Here is a 20,354-nt window from a genome sequence, read left to right on the forward strand (position 1 = left end):
CCGCAACTCACGGCAAGTGAGTCCCAGGTGATTAAAGTAAACCAACGCGGCTGCGGCTCGAAGTATGACGGGCATAAGCTTTTCATATGACCGGGATGGTTGGCCCCCGATCAATACTCTTCGCTGCTGTTTTATCTTGATTTTGCAGGGGCGCGACATTGCACGGCACCGTGTTACCACAGAATAAAAAAGGCTGGCAGGCCTCGCTGGACCTCCAGTTTCAATTTCTCGGCGGGAAAACCACGCTCGCCTCCCGTCGTCATGTCGGTCCCCTCACCGTTCAGCGCCCGTTTTATCCCGAAGAAGAGACCTGCCACCTCTATCTGCTTCATCCGCCCGGCGGTATCGTCGGCGGCGATGAGCTCACCATTAGCGCGACGATGGATCCCGGGTGCCACACGCTGATCACCATGCCCGGCGCCAGCAAGTTCTATCGCAGCAGCGGCGCGCAGGCGCGTCTTCAGCAAACCCTGACGCTGGCCGAAAACTCAACGCTCGAGTGGCTGCCGCAGGACGCCATCTTCTTTCCCGGCGCCAACGCCGCTTTGTCTACCGTCTTTCATCTCTCCGCCTCCAGCACGCTGCTGGCGTGGGACCTGCTGTGCCTTGGCCGGCCGGTCATCGGCGAAGCCTTTAGCCACGGCGCGCTCGCCAATCGTCTGGAGGTGTGGGTCGACGGCTCTCCGCTGCTGATTGAGCGCCTGAGCCTGGCCGATGGACAGCTGGCCTGCGTCGCGCAGCAGCCGTGGGTGGGAACGATGCTGTTCTACCCGGCGAACGAAACGCTGCTCGAAGGCGTACGCGAAAAACTTACGCCGCTGGCAAACTACGCCGGCGCGACGCTCACCGACGGCCTGCTGACGGTACGCTTTCTAAGTGACGATAATCTGCTTTGCCAGCGGGCGATGCGCGATATCTGGCAATTTATGCGCCCGCACCTGACCGGCAAATCTCCGGTACTCCCCCGAATCTGGCTGACTTAAGAGAACGCTATGGAACTGACACCCAGAGAAAAAGACAAGCTGTTGCTGTTTACCGCCGCGCTGGTGGCGGAGCGTCGCCTGGCCCGCGGTCTGAAGCTCAATTATCCCGAATCCGTGGCCCTGATTAGCGCCTTTATTATGGAGGGCGCGCGCGATGGCAGAAGCGTCGCCGAGCTGATGGAAGAGGGACGCCACGTCCTGAGCCGCGACCAGGTCATGGAAGGCGTGCCGGAAATGATCCCCGATATCCAGGTCGAAGCCACCTTCCCGGACGGCTCGAAGCTGGTTACCGTCCATAACCCGATAATCTGAGGTAGCGCGATGATCCCAGGAGAATATCAGGTAAAACCCGGCCAGATAGCGATTAACGTCGGCCGCGCCACCTGCTGCATTATCGTTGAAAATCACGGCGACCGGCCGATTCAGGTCGGCTCGCATTACCACTTCGCCGAGGTCAACCCGGCGCTGAAGTTCGATCGCCAGCAGGCGACCGGCTATCGCCTGAATATCGCCGCCGGCACCGCAGTGCGCTTCGAACCGGGCCAAAAGCGCGAGGTGGAGCTGGTGGCGCTGACCGGAACCCGCGCGGTGTACGGTTTCCGCGGAGACGTTATGGGCGCGCTGGAGGCAAACGATGAGTGACATTTCACGTCAGGCCTATGCCGACATGTTCGGCCCCACCACCGGCGATAAAGTTCGCCTGGCGGACACCGAGCTGTGGATCGAGGTCGAAGATGATTTGACCACCTACGGCGAAGAGGTCAAATTCGGCGGTGGCAAAGTGATCCGCGACGGTATGGGCCAGGGACAGATGCTTTCCGCCGGGTGCGTGGATCTGGTGCTGACCAATGCCCTGATCGTCGATTACTGGGGGATCGTCAAAGCCGATATTGGCGTCAAAGACGGGCGGATCTTCGCGATCGGCAAAGCCGGCAACCCGGATATTCAGCCCAACGTCACGATCCCGATCGGCGCGGCCACGGAAATTATTGCGGCGGAAGGCAAGATCGTCACCGCCGGCGGCGTCGATACGCATATTCACTGGATCTGTCCGCAGCAGGCGGAAGAGGCGCTGGTCTCCGGCGTCACCACCATGATCGGCGGCGGGACCGGCCCGGCGGCGGGCACCAACGCCACGACCTGCACGCCCGGGCCGTGGTACATCTCGCGGATGCTGCAGGCCGCGGACAGCCTGCCGGTCAATATTGGCCTGCTGGGTAAAGGCAATGGTTCGAATCCGGATGCGCTGCGTGAGCAGGTTGCGGCCGGGGTTATCGGCCTGAAAATTCACGAAGACTGGGGCGCGACCCCGGCGGCAATCGACTGCGCGCTGACGGTGGCCGACGAAATGGACGTGCAGGTCGCGCTGCACAGCGACACCCTCAATGAGTCCGGATTCGTTGAGGATACCCTGGCGGCCATCGGCGGGCGCACTATCCATACTTTCCATACCGAAGGGGCGGGCGGCGGCCATGCGCCGGATATTATTACCGCCTGCGCGCACCCCAATATTCTGCCCTCGTCGACCAACCCGACGCTGCCCTATACCGTCAACACCATTGACGAACATCTGGATATGCTGATGGTTTGCCATCATCTCGACCCGGATATCGCCGAGGACGTGGCGTTTGCCGAATCGCGCATTCGGCGGGAAACCATTGCCGCGGAAGACGTCCTGCACGATCTGGGCGCCTTCTCCCTCACCTCGTCTGATTCACAGGCGATGGGGCGCGTCGGCGAAGTGGTGTTGCGCACCTGGCAGGTGGCGCACCGGATGAAGGTCCAGCGCGGCCCGCTGGCGGAAGAGAGCGGCGATAACGACAACTTCCGCGTGAAGCGCTATATCGCCAAATACACCATTAATCCGGCGTTAACCCACGGTATCGCCCATGAAGTCGGTTCGATTGAAGTGGGGAAACTGGCGGATCTGGTGCTGTGGTCCCCGGCGTTCTTCGGCGTGAAGCCGGCGACGATCGTCAAAGGCGGTATGATCGCGATGGCGCCGATGGGCGACATCAACGCCTCTATCCCGACGCCGCAGCCGGTGCACTATCGCCCGATGTTCGGCGCGCTGGGCAGCGCTCGCCACCGCTGCCGTTTGACCTTTCTGTCGCAGGCGGCGGCGGAAAACGGCGTCGCTGAACGGCTGAACCTGCGCAGCGCGACGGCGGTGGTTAAAGGCTGCCGCACGGTACAAAAAGGCGATATGCACCACAACGGCCTGCTGCCCACTATTACCGTGGATTCGCAAACCTACGAGGTGCGCATCGACGGCGAACTGATAACCAGCGAACCGGCGGACGTGTTACCGATGGCGCAACGTTATTTCCTGTTTTAAGGAGCGCAAATGCTTTATTTGACCCAACGGGTGGAGACACCGGCGCAGGCCACGGCCAGCGTTACCCTGCCGATTGACGTGCGGGTAAAAAGCCGCATTAAAGTCACGCTTAACGATGGCCGTCAGGCGGGCCTGCTGCTGCCGCGCGGTCTGCTGCTGCGCGGCGGCGACATTCTCAGTAACGAAAACGGCAGCGAATTCGTTGAAGTGATCGCCGCTGATGAAGCCGTTTCGGTCGTACGCTGCGCCGATCCTTTTATGCTGGCGAAGGCCTGCTATCACCTTGGCAATCGCCACGTGCCGCTACAGATTATGCCCGGCGAGCTGCGCTATCATCACGATCACGTCCTGGACGATATGCTGCGCCAGTTTGGCCTGGCCGTGGATTTCGCGCATCTGCCGTTTGAACCGGAAGCCGGCGCCTACGCCAGCGAATCGCACGGCCATCACCATCACCACCACCATCACGATCGTGAGCACAGCCACTAAATGCCGACGCCGGAAAAACGTCTGCGCTTGATGCAGCTTGCCAGCAGCAGCCTCCCGGTTGGCGGCTACAGCTGGTCCCAGGGGCTGGAGTGGGCGGTGGAAGCAGGCTGGGTAGCGGATACCGCCGCCTTTGAGCGCTGGCAGCTGCGCCAAATGGAGCAGAGCTTTTTTACCGTCGACCTGCCGCTGTTTGCCCGCCTCTACCGGGCCTGCGAAGCGGGCGATCTGGCCTGCGCCCGGCGCTGGACCGCTTATCTGCTCGCCTGCCGGGAAACCCGCGAGCTGCGCGATGAAGAGCGCAACCGCGGCGCGGCCTTCACCCGGCTGCTGGCCGACTGGCAGCCGGACTGCCCGCCCGAGTGGCGCAAGCTGTGCCAGCAAAGTCAGCTAACCGGCATGGCGTGGCTCGGCGTACGCTGGCAAATCGCCATTCCTGACCTGGCCCTGAGCCTTGGCTATAGCTGGATTGAAAGCGCGGTGATGGCGGGCGTCAAGCTGGTGCCCTTTGGCCAGCAGGCGGCCCAGCAGTTGATTCTTCGCCTGTGCGACCGCTACGCGGCGGACATGGACAGCGCCCTGGCGACCCCGGACGACGCCATCGGTTCGGCGACGCCGCTTGCGGCTATCGCTTCCGCCCGGCACGAAACCCAGTATTCCCGATTATTCCGTTCTTAGGAGAAGATATGAACATGATTAAGCAACCGCTGCGCGTCGGCGTCGGCGGCCCGGTCGGCTCCGGAAAAACCGCGCTGCTGGAAGCCCTTTGCAAAGCCATGCGCGACACCTGGCAGCTGGCGGTGGTGACCAACGATATCTACACCAAAGAAGATCAGCGCATTCTCACCGAGGCTGGCGCCCTGGATCCTGAACGAATTGTCGGCGTCGAAACCGGCGGCTGCCCGCATACCGCTATTCGGGAAGATGCGTCGATGAACCTTGCCGCGGTGGAAGCGCTGAGCGAGAAATTCGGCAATCTCGATCTCATCTTTGTGGAAAGCGGCGGCGATAACCTGAGCGCCACCTTCAGCCCGGAGCTGGCGGATCTCACCATCTACGTCATCGACGTGGCGGAAGGGGAAAAGATCCCGCGCAAAGGCGGACCGGGGATCACCAAATCCGACTTCCTGGTGATCAACAAAACCGATCTTGCACCGTACGTGGGCGCGTCTCTGGAAGTGATGGAGCGCGATACCCTGCGCATGCGCGGCGAACGCCCGTGGAGCTTCACCAACCTGAAAAGCGGCGACGGCCTGCAAAATATCATCGCCTTTATCGAAGACAAAGGCATGCTCGGCAAGTAACCCCTGCACCATCCCGGCGCAGAGGTGTCGGGATGGTGCATACCCTGCCCTCTCTTTAGCCATCCCCTTCATGAAGCCCTGATAGCGCCTGCCCTGCGATGTGGCATAAGGTTTGCTAATTCCAGTCATGCCTAACCATTAAGGAATGACTATGTCATCACTGGATATAAAAACTGATTTACCTGCGCAAACCAGTGCCTCCGGCTCCAAAGAAACGCTGGAAGATTATACCCTTCGCTATGCTCCGCTGAGCTTTCGCCGCTGGGGACCGGGGGTTGTCGCGGTGACCGCATTGGGCGGCATCGCCTATCTGGCTGACTTTTCTATCGGCGCCAGCATCGGCATGGCCTGGGGCACCACCAATGCGATTTACGCGATCCTGCTGGCGGCGCTGGTTATTTTTCTTACCGGTATTCCGCTGGCGATTACCGCCGCGCGCTATAACATCGACCTCGACCTAATCACCCGCAGCGCCGGTTTCGGCTACTTTGGTTCGGTGATCACCAGCATTATCTTCGCCGGATTTACCTTTATCTTCTTCGCGCTTGAAGGCTCGATCATGGCGCAGGGGCTGCTGGTGGGCCTGGGGATCCCGCTGTGGATGGGCTATCTCATCGCCACGCTGATGGTCTTGCCGCTGGTGGTCTACGGCATGAAGGCGCTGACTCGCCTTCAGGTCTGGACGACGCCGCTGTGGCTGGTCCTGATGGTGGTTCCGGTGGCGTGGCTTATCGCCAAAGACCCGGATCTGGTGGACGGCTTTATGAACTTCGCCGGTAAAAACAACGCCGCAACGGTAGATTTAACCGCCATTATGCTCGGCGCGGGGGTCTGCCTGTCGCTGATCATGCAGATTGGCGAGCAGATCGACTACCTGCGCTTTATGCCGCCGAAGACCGCGGAAAACAGCAAAAGCTGGTGGCTGGCGGTGTTCTCCGCCGGCCCGGGCTGGGTCGTATTAGGCGCGATTAAACAGATTATCGGCGCTTTCCTCGGCTTCTATCTGCTGACCCGCTTCCCGGCGGTGCACAACACCGAACCGGTGCAACAGTTCGTCAGCGTCTTCGATAACCTGGTCCCCGGCTGGCTGGCGCTCACCCTCGCGGTAGTGCTGGTGGTTATCTCGCAGATTAAAATTAACGTCACCAACGCCTATTCCGGCTCGCTGGCGTGGACCAGCGCCTGGACGCGCACCACCAAACGTTATCCGGGGCGGATTATTTTCGTCATCGTCAACCTGACGATTGCCCTTGCCCTGATGGAAGGCGACATGTTTAGCGCTCTGGCGTGGATCCTCGGCTTCTATTCTAACTTTGCCATCGCCTGGGTGGTGGTGGTCGCCACCGACATCACCGTCAACAAAGGGGTGCTGAAGCTGGCGCCGGCGCAGCCGGAGTATCGCCGCGGGATGATCTACAACGTCAACCCGGTAGGCGTGGTCTCTTTTGCCCTCGCGGCAGGCCTTTCGATTAGCGCCTTCTTCGGCCTGCTGGGCGAAACGCTGGCGCCGTTCTCGCCGCTGATTGCGCTGGCGGTGGCTTTCGTGATGACGCCGGCCATGGGGATCGCCACCCGCGGGCGCTATTACATTAAACAGCACGATGATGGTATCGCCGAGCCGCGCTACGATGCGCAGGGTAACGCATCGATCACCGTTTACCGCTGCCTGAGCTGCCGGGAAGAGTACGAACGTCCTGACGTGATGCATTCGCACAAGCACCAGGGGGCGATTTGCTCGCTGTGTAAGAGTATGGAATAAGTCGCGAAGGCAGGCCGACAGGACGTCGGCCTGTGAAATATCAGACGTTATGCCGCCGGAAGCTCAGCCAGCGGCCAGCGCGGACGAACGGTAACGCCGAGCTCCGCTTTAGCGCCGGAGCGCAGACGGACCATCCCCGCATAGGCAATCATCGCGCCGTTATCGGTACAGAATTCAGGACGAGCGTAGAAGACTTCACCACCGCGCTTTTTCATCATTTCCGCCAGCTTCGCGCGCAGCGTACGGTTAGCGCTGACGCCCCCCGCCATCACCAGCCGTTTAAAGCCGGTTTGATCCAGCGCGCGGCGGCACTTAATCATCAGCGTATCCACGACCGCATCTTCGAAAGCGCGGGCGATATCGGCGCGGGTTTGATCGTCATCGCCGTTGCTGCGAATGGTGTTCGCGGCAAAGGTCTTGAGGCCAGAAAAGCTGAAATCCAGCCCGGGACGGTCGGTCATCGGGCGCGGGAAGACAAAGCGCCCTTCGGTGCCCTGGGAGGCCATCTTCGACAGCATCGGGCCGCCGGGATAATCCAGCCCCAGCAGTTTCGCTGTCTTATCGAAGGCTTCGCCCGCCGCGTCGTCAATCGATTCGCCCAGCAGTTCATACTGGCCAATGCCGGTGACGCCGATCAGCTGGGTATGGCCGCCGGAAACCAGCAGCGCGACAAAAGGATACTGCGGCGGATTATCTTCCAGCATCGGCGCCAGCAGGTGCCCTTCCATATGGTGTACCGGGATCGCCGGCACGTTCCAGGCGAACGCCAGCGAGCGGCCTACCGTCGCGCCGACCAGCAGCGCGCCAACCAGGCCGGGGCCCGCCGTATACGCAACGGCATCGATATCCTTTGCCGTCAGCCCGGCTTCCTTGAGCGCCGCCTGAATCAGGGGGACGGTTTTACGTACGTGGTCGCGCGAGGCCAGCTCGGGCACCACTCCGCCGTAGTCAGCGTGCAATTTCACCTGACTATACAGCTGGTTGGCTAACAGACCTTTTTCGTCGTCATAAATGGCGATGCCGGTTTCATCGCAGGATGTTTCAATTCCCAGTACACGCATGGCTAGTTTTACCTCGTTTCAATACCGCGCAGTGTAGGACCAATGCGGGTTGATGTATACCCTAAGAATTTCAGGTCGCGGGAAGGCGGCGACGCAGCGCATCCCCCGGAGCGTACGGAAAGTACGTGACTGGGGTAAGCGACAAATCTGTCAGGAACAGATTTGAACGTCGTGGAACGACGGCCCGTAAGGGCGAGTCTCATGGATGAGACTCGTAACTCAAAAGCCAACGCTCCTGCGGGCTGAAAGACGACGGGTATAAAACTTTCCTCACCCCTGGCGTTCACTTCGTGTATACTCCCTGTCCTTATAAAAGTCCCTTTCAAAAATCGCGTCGGTGCTTTACAAAGCAGCAGCAATTGCAGTAAAATTCCGCACCATTTTGAAATAAGCTGGCGCTGATGCCAGCGGCAAACCGAATTTATCAAAGGTGAGAGTTACATGCCGGTAATTAAAGTACGTGAAAACGAGCCGTTCGACGTAGCGCTGCGTCGCTTCAAACGTTCATGCGAAAAAGCAGGTGTTCTGGCGGAAGTTCGTCGTCGTGAGTTCTATGAAAAACCGACTACCGAACGTAAACGCGCTAAAGCTTCCGCAGTGAAACGTCACGCGAAGAAACTGGCTCGCGAAAACGCACGCCGCACTCGTCTGTACTAATCTGTTGGGAGCCACGCTCTCAATTCAGACCGAGTTGTAGTTGTAAGGCCGTGCTTCCGAAAGGAATGCGCGGCTTATTTTCGTTTATGCATTAGCATATACACCCAATCATTCAAGATGCATCAAGGCGGCAAGGGAGTGAGTCCCCAGAGCTTACCGAAGTAAGTGACAGGGGTGAACGAGCGAAGCCAACGCAGAGGCAGCTTGAAGGGTAACGTGTATAAAACGGGGCATATGGCTGGACGAATTCCACGAGTATTTATCAATGACCTGCTGGCGCGCACCGATATCGTCGATCTGATCGATGCCCGGGTAAAGCTGAAAAAGCAGGGCAAAAATTTTCACGCGTGCTGTCCGTTCCATAACGAAAAAACCCCCTCTTTCACCGTCAACGGTGAAAAACAGTTTTACCACTGCTTCGGCTGCGGTGCGCACGGCAACGCTATCGACTTCCTGATGAACTACGACAAACTCGAGTTCGTGGAAACCGTCGAAGAGCTGGCTGCCATGCATAATCTGGACGTGCCGTATGAAGCAGGTAGCGGACCCAGCCAGATTGAGCGCCATCAGCGGCAAAATCTCTATCAGCTGATGGATGGTCTGAACACGTTTTATCAACAGTCTCTGATGCAACCCGCCGCCGGCCCCGCGCGCCAGTATCTGGAAAAACGCGGCTTAAGCAGCGAGGTGATTACGCGCTTCGCGATTGGCTACGCCCCTCCCGGTTGGGACAACGTTTTAAAACGTTTTGGCGGTAATCAAGAAAACCGCCAGTCGCTGATTGATGCGGGCATGCTGGTCACTAACGATCAGGGACGCAGTTACGACCGCTTCCGCGAACGGGTGATGTTCCCCATCCGCGATAAGCGAGGCCGGGTGATTGGTTTTGGTGGTCGCGTGCTGGGTGACGCCATGCCGAAGTATCTGAACTCCCCGGAGACCGATATTTTCCATAAAGGCCGCCAGCTGTACGGTCTTTATGAAGCGCAGCAGGATAACGCTGAACCGCCCCGCCTGCTGGTGGTCGAAGGTTATATGGACGTGGTGGCTCTGGCGCAGTTCGGCATTAACTATGCCGTTGCATCGCTGGGGACGTCGACGACCGCTGACCATATTCAGCTGTTGTTCCGGGTCACCAATCAGGTGGTTTGCTGCTACGACGGCGACCGGGCCGGCCGCGATGCCGCCTGGCGCGCGCTGGAAACGGCGCTGCCGTATATGACCGACGGGCGCCAGCTGCGCTTTATGTTTCTGCCGGATGGCGAAGACCCGGATACGCTGGTGCGCAAAGAAGGGAAAGCCGCATTTGAAGCGCGGATGGAGCAGGCTCAGCCGCTCTCCACGTTTTTGTTCAACAGCCTGCTACCGCAGGTGGATTTGAGCACCCCGGACGGCCGCGCGCAGCTGAGTACCTTAGCGCTGCCGCTGATAACCCAGGTGCCGGGTGAAACGCTGCGCATATACCTGCGCCAGGAGTTAGGCAATAAGCTGGGGATTTTAGATGATGCGCAGCTTGAACGTTTAATGCCAAAACAGTCTGAAAATGGCATCCAGCGCCCTGCTCCGCAGCTAAAACGCACGACCATGCGTATACTGATAGGGTTACTGGTACAAAACCCGGATCTGGCGCCGCTGGTACCGCCCCTGGAAGGGCTGGACCCGCGTAAAATGCCGGGGCTTGGGTTGTTCAACGAACTGGTTAAAACCTGTTTGGCACAGCCGGGCCTGACCACCGGGCTGCTGTTAGAGCAGTATCGCGGCACAAATGAGGCCGCAACCCTTGAAAAACTGTCGATGTGGGACGATATAGCAGATAAGGATATTGCTGAAAAAACCTTCACCGACTCGCTCAACCATATGTTTGATTCACTGCTGGAGCTGCGGCAAGAAGAGTTGATAGCTCGCGACCGCACGCACGGCTTAAGCAGTGAAGAGCGCCGGGAACTCTGGACCATCAGCCAGGAACTGGCCAAAAAATAAACGAAAGACAAACTCATTCAAGTTGTATCAAAGCAGCATGAGAACGAATCCCCGGGAGTGCGCACAAGCACATGACCAGGATGAGAGAACGTAGCTAACGCAGAGACAACTTGAAAGATAACGCATTGAACGGCTTAAGTGCCGAATATCGTTCGGGAAGACCCCGACAGCCGCTCGAGGCGCAGCGGCAATAATATAAGTACGCCCTCGCTTTAAATGTTAGCAGTTCGCCTGCTTACACCAATCAAACGAATTAAGTGTGGATACCGTCTTATGGAGCAAAACCCGCAGTCACAGCTGAAGCTTCTTGTCCAACGTGGTAAGGAGCAAGGCTATCTGACCTATGCCGAGGTCAATGACCATCTGCCGGAAGATATCGTCGACTCCGACCAGATCGAAGACATCATCCAAATGATCAACGACATGGGCATTCAGGTGATGGAAGAAGCACCGGATGCCGATGATCTTTTGCTTGCTGAAACGAACAACAATACTGACGAAGATGCGGAAGAAGCTGCGGCGCAGGTTCTCTCCAGCGTTGAGTCTGAAATCGGACGCACAACCGACCCGGTGCGCATGTACATGCGTGAAATGGGTACCGTCGAACTGCTGACGCGCGAAGGCGAAATCGACATCGCTAAACGTATCGAAGACGGTATTAACCAGGTTCAGTGCTCGGTGGCTGAATACCCTGAAGCGATCACCTATCTGCTGGAGCAGTACGATCGCGTTGAAGCGGAAGAAGCGCGTCTGTCCGATCTGATCACCGGTTTTGTCGACCCGAACGCCGAAGAAGATATGGCGCCAACGGCGACGCACGTCGGTTCTGAACTCTCTCAGGAAGAGATGGATGACGATGAAGACGAAGATGAAGAAGAAGACGACGACAGCAGCGATGACGACAACAGCATCGACCCCGAGCTGGCGCGCGAGAAATTCGCCGAGCTGCGTACGCAGTACGAACTGACCCGCGACACCATCAAAGCGAAAGGTCGTAGCCACGCCGCAGCGCAGGAAGAGATCCTCAAGCTGTCCGAAGTGTTCAAACAGTTCCGTCTGGTACCGAAGCAGTTCGATTACCTGGTTAACAGCATGCGTATCATGATGGATCGCGTTCGTACTCAAGAACGTATCATCATGAAGCTGTGCGTTGAGCAGTGCAAAATGCCGAAGAAAAACTTCATCACTCTGTTCACCGGCAACGAAACCAGCGAAACCTGGTTCAATGCGGCCATCGCCATGAACAAGCCGTGGTCAGAGAAGCTGCTTGACGTGAAAGAAGACGTTCAGCGCGGCCTGATGAAACTGCAGCAGATTGAACAAGAGACCGGCCTGACCATCGAGCAGGTAAAAGATATCAACCGTCGTATGTCCATCGGTGAAGCGAAAGCGCGCCGTGCGAAGAAAGAGATGGTTGAAGCGAACCTGCGTCTGGTTATCTCGATCGCCAAGAAATACACCAACCGCGGTCTGCAGTTCCTCGATCTGATCCAGGAAGGCAACATCGGTCTGATGAAGGCGGTTGATAAGTTTGAATACCGCCGCGGCTACAAGTTCTCCACCTACGCAACCTGGTGGATCCGTCAGGCGATCACCCGCTCTATCGCAGACCAGGCGCGCACCATCCGTATTCCGGTGCATATGATTGAGACTATCAACAAGCTCAACCGTATTTCCCGCCAGATGCTGCAGGAGATGGGCCGTGAGCCGACGCCGGAAGAGCTGGCCGAACGCATGCTGATGCCGGAAGACAAAATTCGTAAGGTGCTGAAAATCGCCAAAGAGCCTATCTCCATGGAAACGCCGATTGGCGACGATGAAGATTCGCATCTGGGAGATTTTATCGAGGATAACACCCTCGAGCTGCCGCTGGACTCTGCCACCACCGAGAGCCTGCGCGCCGCCACCCACGACGTTCTGGCTGGCCTGACCGCCCGTGAAGCGAAAGTCCTGCGTATGCGCTTTGGTATCGACATGAATACCGATCACACGCTGGAAGAAGTGGGTAAACAGTTTGACGTAACCCGCGAACGTATTCGTCAGATCGAAGCGAAGGCGCTGCGTAAACTGCGCCATCCGAGCCGTTCTGAAGTGCTGCGTAGCTTCCTCGACGATTAATTATCGCCGCGTCCCCTGAAAAGCCAGTCACATGACTGGCTTTTTTTATGCCTAAGCAGAAACCATTTATTTAATAAATATTAAAACCCCAATATAAAACCCATCAATATATATCCAGGTCTTATTCTTATTATTTATTTATGTGCCATTAAACCGCTGGACTCATAGTTTTACGATTGTACTATTGGTTGGTTGATGGAGCGTATTTACGCCTAAAACCGCAGGCAAATCATAGGGAAATGAAATGAATAGCAAGCGTAAAATTCGGCTGGCTGATTTTAATAGAACGGTTATTTTAACCACCGCTAATACATTATTTCTAAGTCGTGGAATAGAAAGTACCACCATGGATGAGATCGCACATGAAGCCGGTTTTAGTAAAACCACGCTTTATACCTATTTCGACAATAAAAAGGATATTCTGGATCATCTTATCCTGGAGGTAATGGCGCGTTTCTATCAGGAGCTCATACCAATCGCCAATAGGCAAAATTCATTTCGCGAATTTTATCGCGAGCTGTGCCATGCGCTGATGGCTCTCCACGAAACAAGCCTTGCCTACTTTTCCGCGATAGCCGGGAAGATCGCCTGTTCTGAAAAAATCACTAAAAACAATAAAGCGTTGAAAAGTATCGCTATGACTGGAGAACAGATCCACCAGATTATCGCAAAGCGAATCACAGACGCCGCCGAAAAAAAAGAGATTGGATTAAGTGCTCCCGTCGCAGACGTCATGATGCTGTTCTGGCTCTGCCTGACCGGGCTAGTGGAAAAGTCCTCGTACAGAGAAGAATGTCTTTTACGTCGCCTTGAGAAAGACCGTAAAGCCTTTCTCGACTTCGCTTTTGACGCCCTCTTATTCATGATAGAAAAAGGAAATATTAGCGATTGCGAAAAAGCTGACTAAAGCCGCAGGCTTAAGCCAGCCGCCGACGACCGGGCTGAAAGCCGTAACCCCTTTGTCGTCGGAAATGCATTAAAGCCCTCGCGTGGCCAGCGCCTCGTCAAGCTCCCGGTAGGCCTCCACCAGTTTATCCAGCGTCGCCCGGTTGAGGCCGCTGGGATTCGGCAGCACCCACACTTCCGTCGCCCCAATGGTCACCTGCTGCTTGCCCCATTTTACGCCGCGCACCTGAAACGCTTTCTCGAAGGCCTGTTTACCCAGGATCGCCAGCGCGCGCGGCTGATACTCTTCCATTTTTCTGACCAGTTCACGACCACCGTCGCGGAGCTCCAGCAGCTCAACCTCGCTGGCCTGCACCGTCGGGCGTTCGACGAGCATCGTGATCCCGCAGCGGGTATCCAGCAGCTGGAGTTCCTCCTCGGGTTTCAGAAGACGGTCGGTAAAGCCGGCCTGGTGAATCACTTTCCAGAAGCGATTGCCCGGATGGGCGAAATGAAAACCGGTATGGGCGGAAGACTTCCCCGGATTGATACCGCAAAAGACCACCCGCAGGTCCGGCGCCAGAATATCGTTAATCATGTTTTCCCCAGCTCAATGCCTAAAAGGTAATTATAAAGGATTGAAAATGCGTTGTTTATAAAAACAGCAGGCGTGATTTTTAGGCTGGATTGCGGGGAACAGTTACTTTATAATCCCTCGCCACGGCCCCTTAGCTCAGTGGTTAGAGCAGGCGACTCATAATCGCTTGGTCGCTGGTTCAAGTCCAGCAGGGGCCACCAGATACAGCAAGGGCTGACGAAAAATCGTCGGCCCTTTTGCATTGTGCGGCCCCCTCGGGGCGCCGCAGCTTAACGTGAGGTTCGCGACAGGCGGCTTACACCAGCGCCTGCAGCTGTTCGCGCATATAGACGGTGAAGAATTCCGGGTTTTTAATGACGATCCGGTTACCGGAGGCAATTTTTTCCGCCCAGCCGGCCACTTTTTCCGTGAACCCGGCATCCCATCCCTCCTTTTCACCCCGGGCCATGACGTCGGCAGAATTTGCCGGTACGCCTAGTTCATGCAAATACTTCAAAATTCCCTTAGCGGTACTTTCATCCATAGTATTCGGCACCGACAACGATGTGTTCATACCACCAATAAAATCCAGGGCTTTATCGATTGCTGTTGGCATACTCTTATCCTTAAAATTAACCACGTAATGAACATGATGACACTATGGACCCATCTTCGGCGGGATATCAAAGAGATCGTTGCCTTTCTTTGATTCAGACCGCAGCTAAACGCTTGCGTGGTGCTTTTCTGCTCGACTATTTCGTACCATTCCTCACAGGAAACTACTCCATACGTCCGCGCTTAAACTGGCCGGCATCGATATCGTACTGTTTCATTTTTCGCCACAGCGTGGTGCGGCCAATATTCAGCAGCTGCGCCATCTCCTGCACCCGCCCGCTGGTCACGCGGGCGGCATGGATAATCGCTTCTTTCTCAATGGCGCTAAAGGTCAGGCTGGCGGGCAGCAGCGAGGAGCCCGCGTCGGCGCCGGGCCGCTCGGCAAACAGATATTCCGGCAAATTACTCAGCCGGATATGGCCGTTATCGCTGCTAATGGCGATATTTTCAATCACGCTGTTCAGCTCAAAATCGTTGCCCGGCCAGGAGTAGGCCACCAGCTGCGCCAGCGCATCTTCATCCATCTTCAGCCGCGAGGAAAAGCGCTTTTCCAGGCTCTTAAGGCGATTGTGCACCAGCGAAGGAATACTGTTACGCCGCGCGCGCAGCGGTGGGATAACGATTTCAAAGGAGTGCAGCGCGTAGTAAAGCTGGCGGCTAAAGCGGTTTTGCTCCACCAGATTGGCAAGATCGACGGTGGTGGTGGCGATCACTTTAACGTCTACCGGAATCAAGCGGCGGGCATCCAGACGGGTTAAAACCCCCTGCTTGATCACCTGCAGCAGCGCGGACTGCAGCTCCGGCGCCAGGTATTCGATTTTTTCCAGAAACAGCGTCCCGCCGTTGGCCAGCTCAAGGCGGCTAAGGCGGCCGTTTTCATCGTCCGTCGGCGCGCTGCCCATAAAATCCTGGCCCAGGACGCTGTCGGCATACAGCTGACAGTTGACCGCGATATACGGCCCGCCGCCCCGCTCGCTCTCATTGTGAATCGCCTGGCTGAGCAACTCCTTACCCACCCCTTCCTCACCGCACAGCAGCACCGGGAAAGCGCCGCGCGCCGCCTGGCGGCCAAAGTGAATCAGCCGCCGGGTTTCCGGGTCGTCCGCCGACATCTGTTCAAAGGTATGGCTCACTTTGCCAAGCTGGCTGGTCATCAGCTGGCGCATCTGCTCGACCGGATGCAGCAGCAGAATGAAACTGTTGCCCTGCTCTTCAACGATTGGCTTGAGCGTAATCACGGCGTCGACAAACTGATGCTGGCTTTCGAAGGTGACCTCCACATGGTTCAGCCCGCGCGCGTGCTTAATGGCCCGACGCAGCAGGGCCGGCAGCGTCACCAGCTCATTAATATTTTTCCCCTGGCTGGCCTGGGCATCAAGATGAAGCAGCGTCGCGGCCTGCACGTTAAGAAACTGCAAAATCCCCTGCTCGTTCCACGCCATCACCCCGTCATCCATGCTCTCCAGCAGACCGTACATCTGGTTAAGATGGCGATTCGACTCGGCCAGCAGGCTATCAGTGAGCAGCGAGTTGCCGACTTCCCGGGCGATAGCCAGGGTCAGGGAGAGGTCAGGCGAAGCCTGTTCTTCCGTCAGGCAGCACAGGGAAATGGAACCGAACAGACGCCCGTGGTTATCAAACACCGGCGTGGAGCTAAACGACCATCCGTGCAGCGCATGTTTAAAATGCTCCTCGCCCGTCGTTTTGACTGGCTGCCCGAGCATGGAGGCCAGCGAAAGCGCGCAGCTGCCGATAATGCTTTCCGCGCAGTAGCTGCCGTCACGAAATCCCAGCGCCGCCAGCTGGTCGAGGGTCTGCGGATCGCCGCAGCGGCTAAGAATACAGGCGGACTCATCGAGGATGAACAGCGCGCAGGGGCGGTTATCCATAAACTCCCAGGCATCCTCCAGCGCCGCCTGACCAATCGTCAACAGCGCGGTCTTGCGCCGACAAATCGATTCAAACGTCAGCCCCTGCGCCTGATGCGGCGTCTGCCAGGTTTCCCGCTGCATAAACTTGCTGCAGCGATGCCACGACTGGGTTATCACCAAAGGAAAGCTCTGAGTCTGCGCAGTCATATCCCTATCCGCTGTTTCATAAACGACAACCCCTCCGGCGGCTACCGCCAGAGGGGGAGAAAACGTCTCATCGCTTAAATGAGACGGGGCAGATCGACGCTAAATTAGCGCGCCAGCCACTGCTGTCCGAGCAGGTCGGCGGTCAGAATCGCCGCATGCACGCTCTGCGCGCTGACCGGGAACGGCATGTTATGAATGGTTTCACCTTCCGCGCAGGTCGCTTTGGCGACTGCCTGAATTTTCTCATCGATGCCCTCTTTAACGCCCATTTGCGCCAGCGTAACCGGCAGCCCGACGGTATGGCAGAAGTTCAGCACCGTTTCGATCTCTTCCATCGGGCTATTTTGCAGCACCAGCTGCGCCAGGGTACCAAACGCTACTTTCTCACCATGGTACAGATGGTGGCACTCTTCGAGGATGGTGAAACCGTTGTGAATGGCGTGCGCGGCGGCCAGACCGCTACTTTCAAAGCCGATACCGCTGAGGTAGGTATTCGCTTCAACGATACGTTCCAGCGCATCGGTCACCACGCCGGCCTGGGCGGCGAGGCGGGCTTTTTCGCCTTCCGCCAGCAGCGTATCATAGCACAGGCGCGCCAGGCTCAGCGCCGCTGCCGTCGACTGACCGCCCGCCATGCTGGTGGCTCTGGCGTCATAGCAGGCCCTGGCTTCAAACCAGGTTGAAAGCGCATCCCCCATCCCGGCTACCAGCAGGCGCACCGGCGCTTTAGCGATAATCGCCGTATCCATCACCACCATGTCCGGGTTTTTCGGGTAGATCAGATACTCTTCAAATTCGCCGGCTTCGGTGTAGATAACCGACAGCGCGCTGGTTGGCGCATCGGTGGAAGCGATCGTCGGGATCACCACCACCGGTAGCTTCTGGTAGTAGCCAATGGCTTTCGCCGTATCGAGCGTCTTGCCGCCGCCGATGCCCACCACGCCGCGGCAGCCGTGCTGTTTCAGAATGGCGATCAGGCGATTGATCTCAACGTGGCTGCATTCGCCGTTGAAGCGCTCCGCATGGCAGCTGATATTATGGCTGTGCAAACCTTCCAGCACTTTCTCTCCCGCCAGCTTCATCACGAAGTCATCGGCAATCACGAAAAAGCTATCCGCCAGGTTTTTGGCGTATTGCCCAAACAGCGTGGATGCATCTGGTCCCTGGAGATATTTGGCTGGAGATTGAATAACTTTTAGCATTCCGTTCACCCTCAAATAAGTGCATGTTTTGACATGATGAGCCCCGGTGTTTCTCCGTCCGGCCTTACATCAAAGGCGGGGACGAAAGCGCTACCTGAGCGATGCCATCACTGTAGGGCGAGCCGCGGGCAAAAAAATCTTTCCCCTTTTTGTCCCGATATGAAACAGGACATAAATTTTATTGTTTCATATTGGAACATGAATTCATGTGAAACGATGGGATTGCGATCTCGATCCGCCCCTTTGGCGCAAAAGAAGGTCACCAGCCGGACGATCGTCGACGTTTTTCACCACCACAGGCGGCAAGAAGGGGCAAAATTATTTCTCTGAGCGGGCTTTCCACGCTGATGAAGCGAGGTGAAAGAGGCGCCTTACTTCGCATTTTTCCCTTTCCTTGCGCAAAAATGTTTCATTAAGGAACAAAAATTAATAATTACGTTTCGTAATGAAACTCATTTTATGGCGATTTTTTTTCCCGCCAACTCAGCCAGAATCAATACATCGCCCGATATCGCATATCGTCAGGCGGTACCCCTACACGATGACCGCCTCCGTCAGCAGAGAGGCCGCATCAAAACTCCGACGGAGCATAAACAATGAAAAAACTGATTAACCGTGTCGAAGATGTCCTGAGTGAACAACTGGCTGGCCTGGCAAAAGCCCACCCTGAACTGACGCTGCACCAGGATCCGGTCTACGTCACCCGCGCCGATGCGCCGGTGGCCGGGAAAGTGGCGCTGCTCTCCGGCGGCGGCAGCGGCCACGAGCCGATGCACTGCGGCTATATTGGCCAGGGCATGCTTTCCGGGGCCTGCCCGGGAGAAATTTTCACCTCCCCGACGCCGGATAAAATGTTTGAGTGCGCCATGACCATCGACGGCGGCGAAGGCGTGCTGCTGATTATCAAAAACTACACCGGCGATATTCTTAACTTCGAAACCGCCACCGAGCTGCTGCACGAAAGCGGCGTCAAGGTTACCACCGTGGTAGTCGATGACGACGTGGCGGTGAAAGACAGCCTCTATACCGCCGGGCGGCGCGGCGTGGCGAATACCGTGCTGATTGAAAAACTGGTGGGCGCGGCCGCCGAACGCGGCGACTCGCTGGAAGCCTGCGCCGAACTGGGGCGCAAGCTCAACAACCTCGGCCACTCTATCGGCATCGCGCTCGGCGCCTGCACCGTTCCGGCCGCCGGGCAACCCTCATTCGAACTGCAGGACGATGAGATGGAGTTCGGCGTCGGCATTCACGGCGAACCGGGCATCGACCGCCGCCGCTTCACCTCTCTCGATCGCACCGTTGACGAAATGTTCGATACCCTGCAGGAAAACGGCGCCTATAGCCGCACGCTGCGCCACTGGGACAACGTGAAAGGCGCGTGGCAGGAGGTCACGCAGACCAAGCAGGCGCTGCAAAAAGGCGATCGGGTTATCGCGCTGGTCAACAACCTCGGCGCCACGCCGCTGTCCGAACTCTACGGCGTCTATAACCGTCTGACGCAGCGCTGCGAGGAGGCCGGTATCGTTATCGCGCGCAACCTTATCGGCAGCTACTGTACCTCTCTGGATATGGTGGGCTTTTCCATCACCCTGCTAAAGGCCGATGAAGAGACGCTGGCATTATGGGACGCCCCGGTCCACACCCCGGCGCTGAACTGGGGCAAATAAGGAGCAACGACATGTCATTAAGCAGAACGCAAATCGTAGACTGGCTCTATCGCTGCGGCGATATCTTCACCAAAGAGAGCGATTTTTTGACCGGTCTGGACCGGGAAATCGGCGATGCCGACCACGGCCTGAATATGCATCGCGGTTTTAGCAAGGTGGTGGAAAAGCTGCCGTCGATTGCCGATAAAGATATTGGTTTTATTCTTAAAAATACCGGTATGACGCTGCTCTCCAACGTCGGCGGGGCCAGCGGCCCGCTGTTCGGCACCTTCTTTATTCGCGCCGCTCAGGTGACCCAAGCCCACCAGAGCCTGACCCTGGAGGAGCTCTATCAGACCTTTCGCGAAGGCGCGGAAGGGGTGGTGAATCGCGGCAAAGCCGAGCCTGGCGATAAAACCATGTGCGACGTCTGGCTGCCGGTGGTGGAATCGTTGCGCCAGTCCAGCGAACAGCACCTGTCGATACCAGGCGCCCTTGATGCTGCCTGCGAACAGGCGCAAGCCGCCGTCCACGCCACGATCGCCATGCAGGCTCGCAAAGGGCGGGCCAGCTACCTGGGCGAACGCAGCATCGGGCACCAGGATCCGGGCGCGACCTCGGTGATGTTGATGGTTCAGATGCTGGCCGCAGCGGCCAAAGAGTAA

19 protein-coding genes, 1 tRNA gene and 1 pseudogene are annotated in these 20,354 nt (G+C 57.3%); 15 read left to right on the forward strand and 6 right to left on the reverse strand.

Translation table 11 applies throughout. From position 1 onward, the window contains the following. Positions 1 to 85 precede the first annotated feature (85 nt). A pseudogene (locus ACESQ2_RS16405) lies at positions 86 to 169 on the reverse strand (short-chain dehydrogenase); the annotation flags it as partial. Between ACESQ2_RS16405 and ACESQ2_RS16410 the strand changes: the two are divergent. The 8 genes from ACESQ2_RS16410 to ACESQ2_RS16445 all read left to right on the forward strand — a co-directional run bounded on the left by ACESQ2_RS16410 (position 159) and on the right by ACESQ2_RS16445 (position 6,870). Beyond that, positions 159 to 983 (forward strand): urease accessory protein UreD, encoded by an 825-nt coding sequence (locus ACESQ2_RS16410; RefSeq protein WP_172868399.1) that lies wholly within the window; start codon positions 159 to 161, stop codon positions 981 to 983. The pseudogene ACESQ2_RS16405 and the gene ACESQ2_RS16410 sit on opposite strands and share 11 nt — an antisense overlap. A gap of 9 nt (positions 984 to 992) precedes the next feature. Continuing rightward, positions 993 to 1,295 carry an urease subunit gamma gene (locus ACESQ2_RS16415; protein WP_014226891.1) on the forward strand — a complete coding sequence of 101 codons (303 nt, stop codon included), beginning with the start codon at positions 993 to 995 and terminating at the stop codon, positions 1,293 to 1,295. Between the two features lie 9 nt (positions 1,296 to 1,304). Next, positions 1,305 to 1,625: an urease subunit beta gene (locus ACESQ2_RS16420; protein WP_345911722.1), complete on the forward strand. Its 321-nt coding sequence runs from the start codon at positions 1,305 to 1,307 to the stop codon at positions 1,623 to 1,625. Next, positions 1,618 to 3,321 carry an urease subunit alpha gene (ureC, locus tag ACESQ2_RS16425; RefSeq protein ID WP_122117492.1) on the forward strand — a complete coding sequence of 568 codons (1,704 nt, stop codon included), beginning with the start codon at positions 1,618 to 1,620 and terminating at the stop codon, positions 3,319 to 3,321. The genes ACESQ2_RS16420 and ureC overlap by 8 nt, the downstream gene beginning before the upstream one ends. Positions 3,322 to 3,330: 9 nt before the next feature. Continuing rightward, complete coding sequence (gene ureE, locus ACESQ2_RS16430; RefSeq protein ID WP_049069759.1) at positions 3,331 to 3,810, forward strand: urease accessory protein UreE; 480 nt, start codon at positions 3,331 to 3,333, stop codon at positions 3,808 to 3,810. After that, complete coding sequence (locus ACESQ2_RS16435; protein ID WP_014226895.1) at positions 3,811 to 4,485, forward strand: urease accessory protein UreF; 675 nt, start codon at positions 3,811 to 3,813, stop codon at positions 4,483 to 4,485. It abuts the gene before it with no gap. A gap of 8 nt (positions 4,486 to 4,493) precedes the next feature. Then, positions 4,494 to 5,111 carry an urease accessory protein UreG gene (gene ureG / locus ACESQ2_RS16440; RefSeq protein ID WP_046876555.1) on the forward strand — a complete coding sequence of 206 codons (618 nt, stop codon included), beginning with the start codon at positions 4,494 to 4,496 and terminating at the stop codon, positions 5,109 to 5,111. 151 nt (positions 5,112 to 5,262) lie between these two features. Then, the gene (locus tag ACESQ2_RS16445; RefSeq protein WP_373170908.1) at positions 5,263 to 6,870 is read left to right on the forward strand and encodes a cytosine permease; all 1,608 of its coding nucleotides are present in this window, start codon (positions 5,263 to 5,265) and stop codon (positions 6,868 to 6,870) included. A gap of 47 nt (positions 6,871 to 6,917) precedes the next feature. On the opposite strand, the gene tsaD is transcribed toward ACESQ2_RS16445, so the two are convergent. Then, a complete protein-coding gene (gene tsaD / locus ACESQ2_RS16450) occupies positions 6,918 to 7,931 on the reverse strand; it encodes a tRNA (adenosine(37)-N6)-threonylcarbamoyltransferase complex transferase subunit TsaD (protein WP_014226897.1) in 1,014 nt (337 codons plus the stop codon). 441 nt (positions 7,932 to 8,372) lie between these two features. Here tsaD and rpsU point away from each other — a divergent pair, with 441 nt between their 5' ends. From rpsU to ACESQ2_RS16470, 4 genes are all read left to right on the forward strand, one after another. Beyond that, positions 8,373 to 8,588, forward strand: coding sequence for a 30S ribosomal protein S21 (gene rpsU / locus ACESQ2_RS16455; RefSeq protein WP_001144069.1), 216 nt, complete (start codon positions 8,373 to 8,375; stop codon positions 8,586 to 8,588). A 234-nt stretch (positions 8,589 to 8,822) separates the two neighbouring features. Next, positions 8,823 to 10,568: a DNA primase gene (gene dnaG, locus ACESQ2_RS16460; RefSeq protein ID WP_014226898.1), complete on the forward strand. Its 1,746-nt coding sequence runs from the start codon at positions 8,823 to 8,825 to the stop codon at positions 10,566 to 10,568. 273 nt (positions 10,569 to 10,841) lie between these two features. After that, on the forward strand, positions 10,842 to 12,686 hold the full coding sequence (gene rpoD, locus ACESQ2_RS16465) for an RNA polymerase sigma factor RpoD (RefSeq protein WP_004105908.1): 1,845 nt from the start codon (positions 10,842 to 10,844) through the stop codon (positions 12,684 to 12,686). A gap of 244 nt (positions 12,687 to 12,930) precedes the next feature. Continuing rightward, positions 12,931 to 13,593 carry a TetR/AcrR family transcriptional regulator gene (locus ACESQ2_RS16470; RefSeq protein ID WP_373170912.1) on the forward strand — a complete coding sequence of 221 codons (663 nt, stop codon included), beginning with the start codon at positions 12,931 to 12,933 and terminating at the stop codon, positions 13,591 to 13,593. 69 nt (positions 13,594 to 13,662) lie between these two features. On the opposite strand, the gene mug is transcribed toward ACESQ2_RS16470, so the two are convergent. Further along, a complete protein-coding gene (gene mug, locus ACESQ2_RS16475) occupies positions 13,663 to 14,169 on the reverse strand; it encodes a G/U mismatch-specific DNA glycosylase (RefSeq protein ID WP_009651862.1) in 507 nt (168 codons plus the stop codon). 124 nt (positions 14,170 to 14,293) lie between these two features. On the opposite strand from mug, the gene ACESQ2_RS16480 reads away from it, so the two are divergent. Beyond that, positions 14,294 to 14,369 (forward strand) — tRNA-Ile (locus tag ACESQ2_RS16480). 95 nt (positions 14,370 to 14,464) lie between these two features. Here the strand turns inward: ACESQ2_RS16480 and ACESQ2_RS16485 are convergent. The 3 genes from ACESQ2_RS16485 to ACESQ2_RS16495 all read right to left on the reverse strand — a co-directional run bounded on the left by ACESQ2_RS16485 (position 14,465) and on the right by ACESQ2_RS16495 (position 18,043). Next, a complete protein-coding gene (locus tag ACESQ2_RS16485) occupies positions 14,465 to 14,788 on the reverse strand; it encodes a DUF1889 family protein (protein WP_072057126.1) in 324 nt (107 codons plus the stop codon). 139 nt (positions 14,789 to 14,927) lie between these two features. Then, positions 14,928 to 16,841, reverse strand: a complete 1,914-nt coding sequence (dhaR, locus tag ACESQ2_RS16490; protein ID WP_032692891.1) for a dihydroxyacetone kinase operon transcriptional regulator DhaR — start codon at positions 16,839 to 16,841, stop codon at positions 14,928 to 14,930. A 104-nt stretch (positions 16,842 to 16,945) separates the two neighbouring features. Then, positions 16,946 to 18,043 carry a glycerol dehydrogenase gene (locus tag ACESQ2_RS16495; protein WP_009651847.1) on the reverse strand — a complete coding sequence of 366 codons (1,098 nt, stop codon included), beginning with the start codon at positions 18,041 to 18,043 and terminating at the stop codon, positions 16,946 to 16,948. Positions 18,044 to 18,639: 596 nt separating this feature from the next. Here ACESQ2_RS16495 and dhaK point away from each other — a divergent pair. Then, complete coding sequence (gene dhaK, locus ACESQ2_RS16500; RefSeq protein WP_049069754.1) at positions 18,640 to 19,710, forward strand: dihydroxyacetone kinase subunit DhaK; 1,071 nt, start codon at positions 18,640 to 18,642, stop codon at positions 19,708 to 19,710. An 11-nt stretch (positions 19,711 to 19,721) separates the two neighbouring features. Beyond that, on the forward strand, positions 19,722 to 20,354 hold the full coding sequence (gene dhaL / locus ACESQ2_RS16505) for a dihydroxyacetone kinase subunit DhaL (protein ID WP_014226902.1): 633 nt from the start codon (positions 19,722 to 19,724) through the stop codon (positions 20,352 to 20,354).

This window comes from Klebsiella sp. Q11, from assembly GCF_964241505.1.
In the GTDB taxonomy this organism is placed as follows: domain Bacteria; phylum Pseudomonadota; class Gammaproteobacteria; order Enterobacterales; family Enterobacteriaceae; genus Klebsiella; species Klebsiella michiganensis.

What these genes read in the sequence shown, in the direction of transcription:
- ACESQ2_RS16415 (WP_014226891.1), top strand. Translation starts at nt 993, where the DNA reads ATGGAACTGACACCCAGAGAAAAAGACAAGCTGTTGCTGTTTACCGCC.
- ACESQ2_RS16420 (WP_345911722.1), top strand. Translation starts at nt 1,305, where the DNA reads ATGATCCCAGGAGAATATCAGGTAAAACCCGGCCAGATAGCGATTAAC.
- ureC (WP_122117492.1), top strand. Translation starts at nt 1,618, where the DNA reads ATGAGTGACATTTCACGTCAGGCCTATGCCGACATGTTCGGCCCCACC.
- ureE (WP_049069759.1), top strand. Translation starts at nt 3,331, where the DNA reads ATGCTTTATTTGACCCAACGGGTGGAGACACCGGCGCAGGCCACGGCC.
- ACESQ2_RS16435 (WP_014226895.1), top strand. Translation starts at nt 3,811, where the DNA reads ATGCCGACGCCGGAAAAACGTCTGCGCTTGATGCAGCTTGCCAGCAGC.
- ureG (WP_046876555.1), top strand. Translation starts at nt 4,494, where the DNA reads ATGAACATGATTAAGCAACCGCTGCGCGTCGGCGTCGGCGGCCCGGTC.
- ACESQ2_RS16445 (WP_373170908.1), top strand. Translation starts at nt 5,263, where the DNA reads ATGTCATCACTGGATATAAAAACTGATTTACCTGCGCAAACCAGTGCC.
- tsaD (WP_014226897.1), bottom strand. Translation starts at nt 7,931, where the DNA reads ATGCGTGTACTGGGAATTGAAACATCCTGCGATGAAACCGGCATCGCC.
- rpsU (WP_001144069.1), top strand. Translation starts at nt 8,373, where the DNA reads ATGCCGGTAATTAAAGTACGTGAAAACGAGCCGTTCGACGTAGCGCTG.
- dnaG (WP_014226898.1), top strand. Translation starts at nt 8,823, where the DNA reads ATGGCTGGACGAATTCCACGAGTATTTATCAATGACCTGCTGGCGCGC.
- rpoD (WP_004105908.1), top strand. Translation starts at nt 10,842, where the DNA reads ATGGAGCAAAACCCGCAGTCACAGCTGAAGCTTCTTGTCCAACGTGGT.
- ACESQ2_RS16470 (WP_373170912.1), top strand. Translation starts at nt 12,931, where the DNA reads ATGAATAGCAAGCGTAAAATTCGGCTGGCTGATTTTAATAGAACGGTT.
- mug (WP_009651862.1), bottom strand. Translation starts at nt 14,169, where the DNA reads ATGATTAACGATATTCTGGCGCCGGACCTGCGGGTGGTCTTTTGCGGT.
- dhaR (WP_032692891.1), bottom strand. Translation starts at nt 16,841, where the DNA reads ATGACTGCGCAGACTCAGAGCTTTCCTTTGGTGATAACCCAGTCGTGG.
- ACESQ2_RS16495 (WP_009651847.1), bottom strand. Translation starts at nt 18,043, where the DNA reads ATGCTAAAAGTTATTCAATCTCCAGCCAAATATCTCCAGGGACCAGAT.
- dhaK (WP_049069754.1), top strand. Translation starts at nt 18,640, where the DNA reads ATGAAAAAACTGATTAACCGTGTCGAAGATGTCCTGAGTGAACAACTG.
- dhaL (WP_014226902.1), top strand. Translation starts at nt 19,722, where the DNA reads ATGTCATTAAGCAGAACGCAAATCGTAGACTGGCTCTATCGCTGCGGC.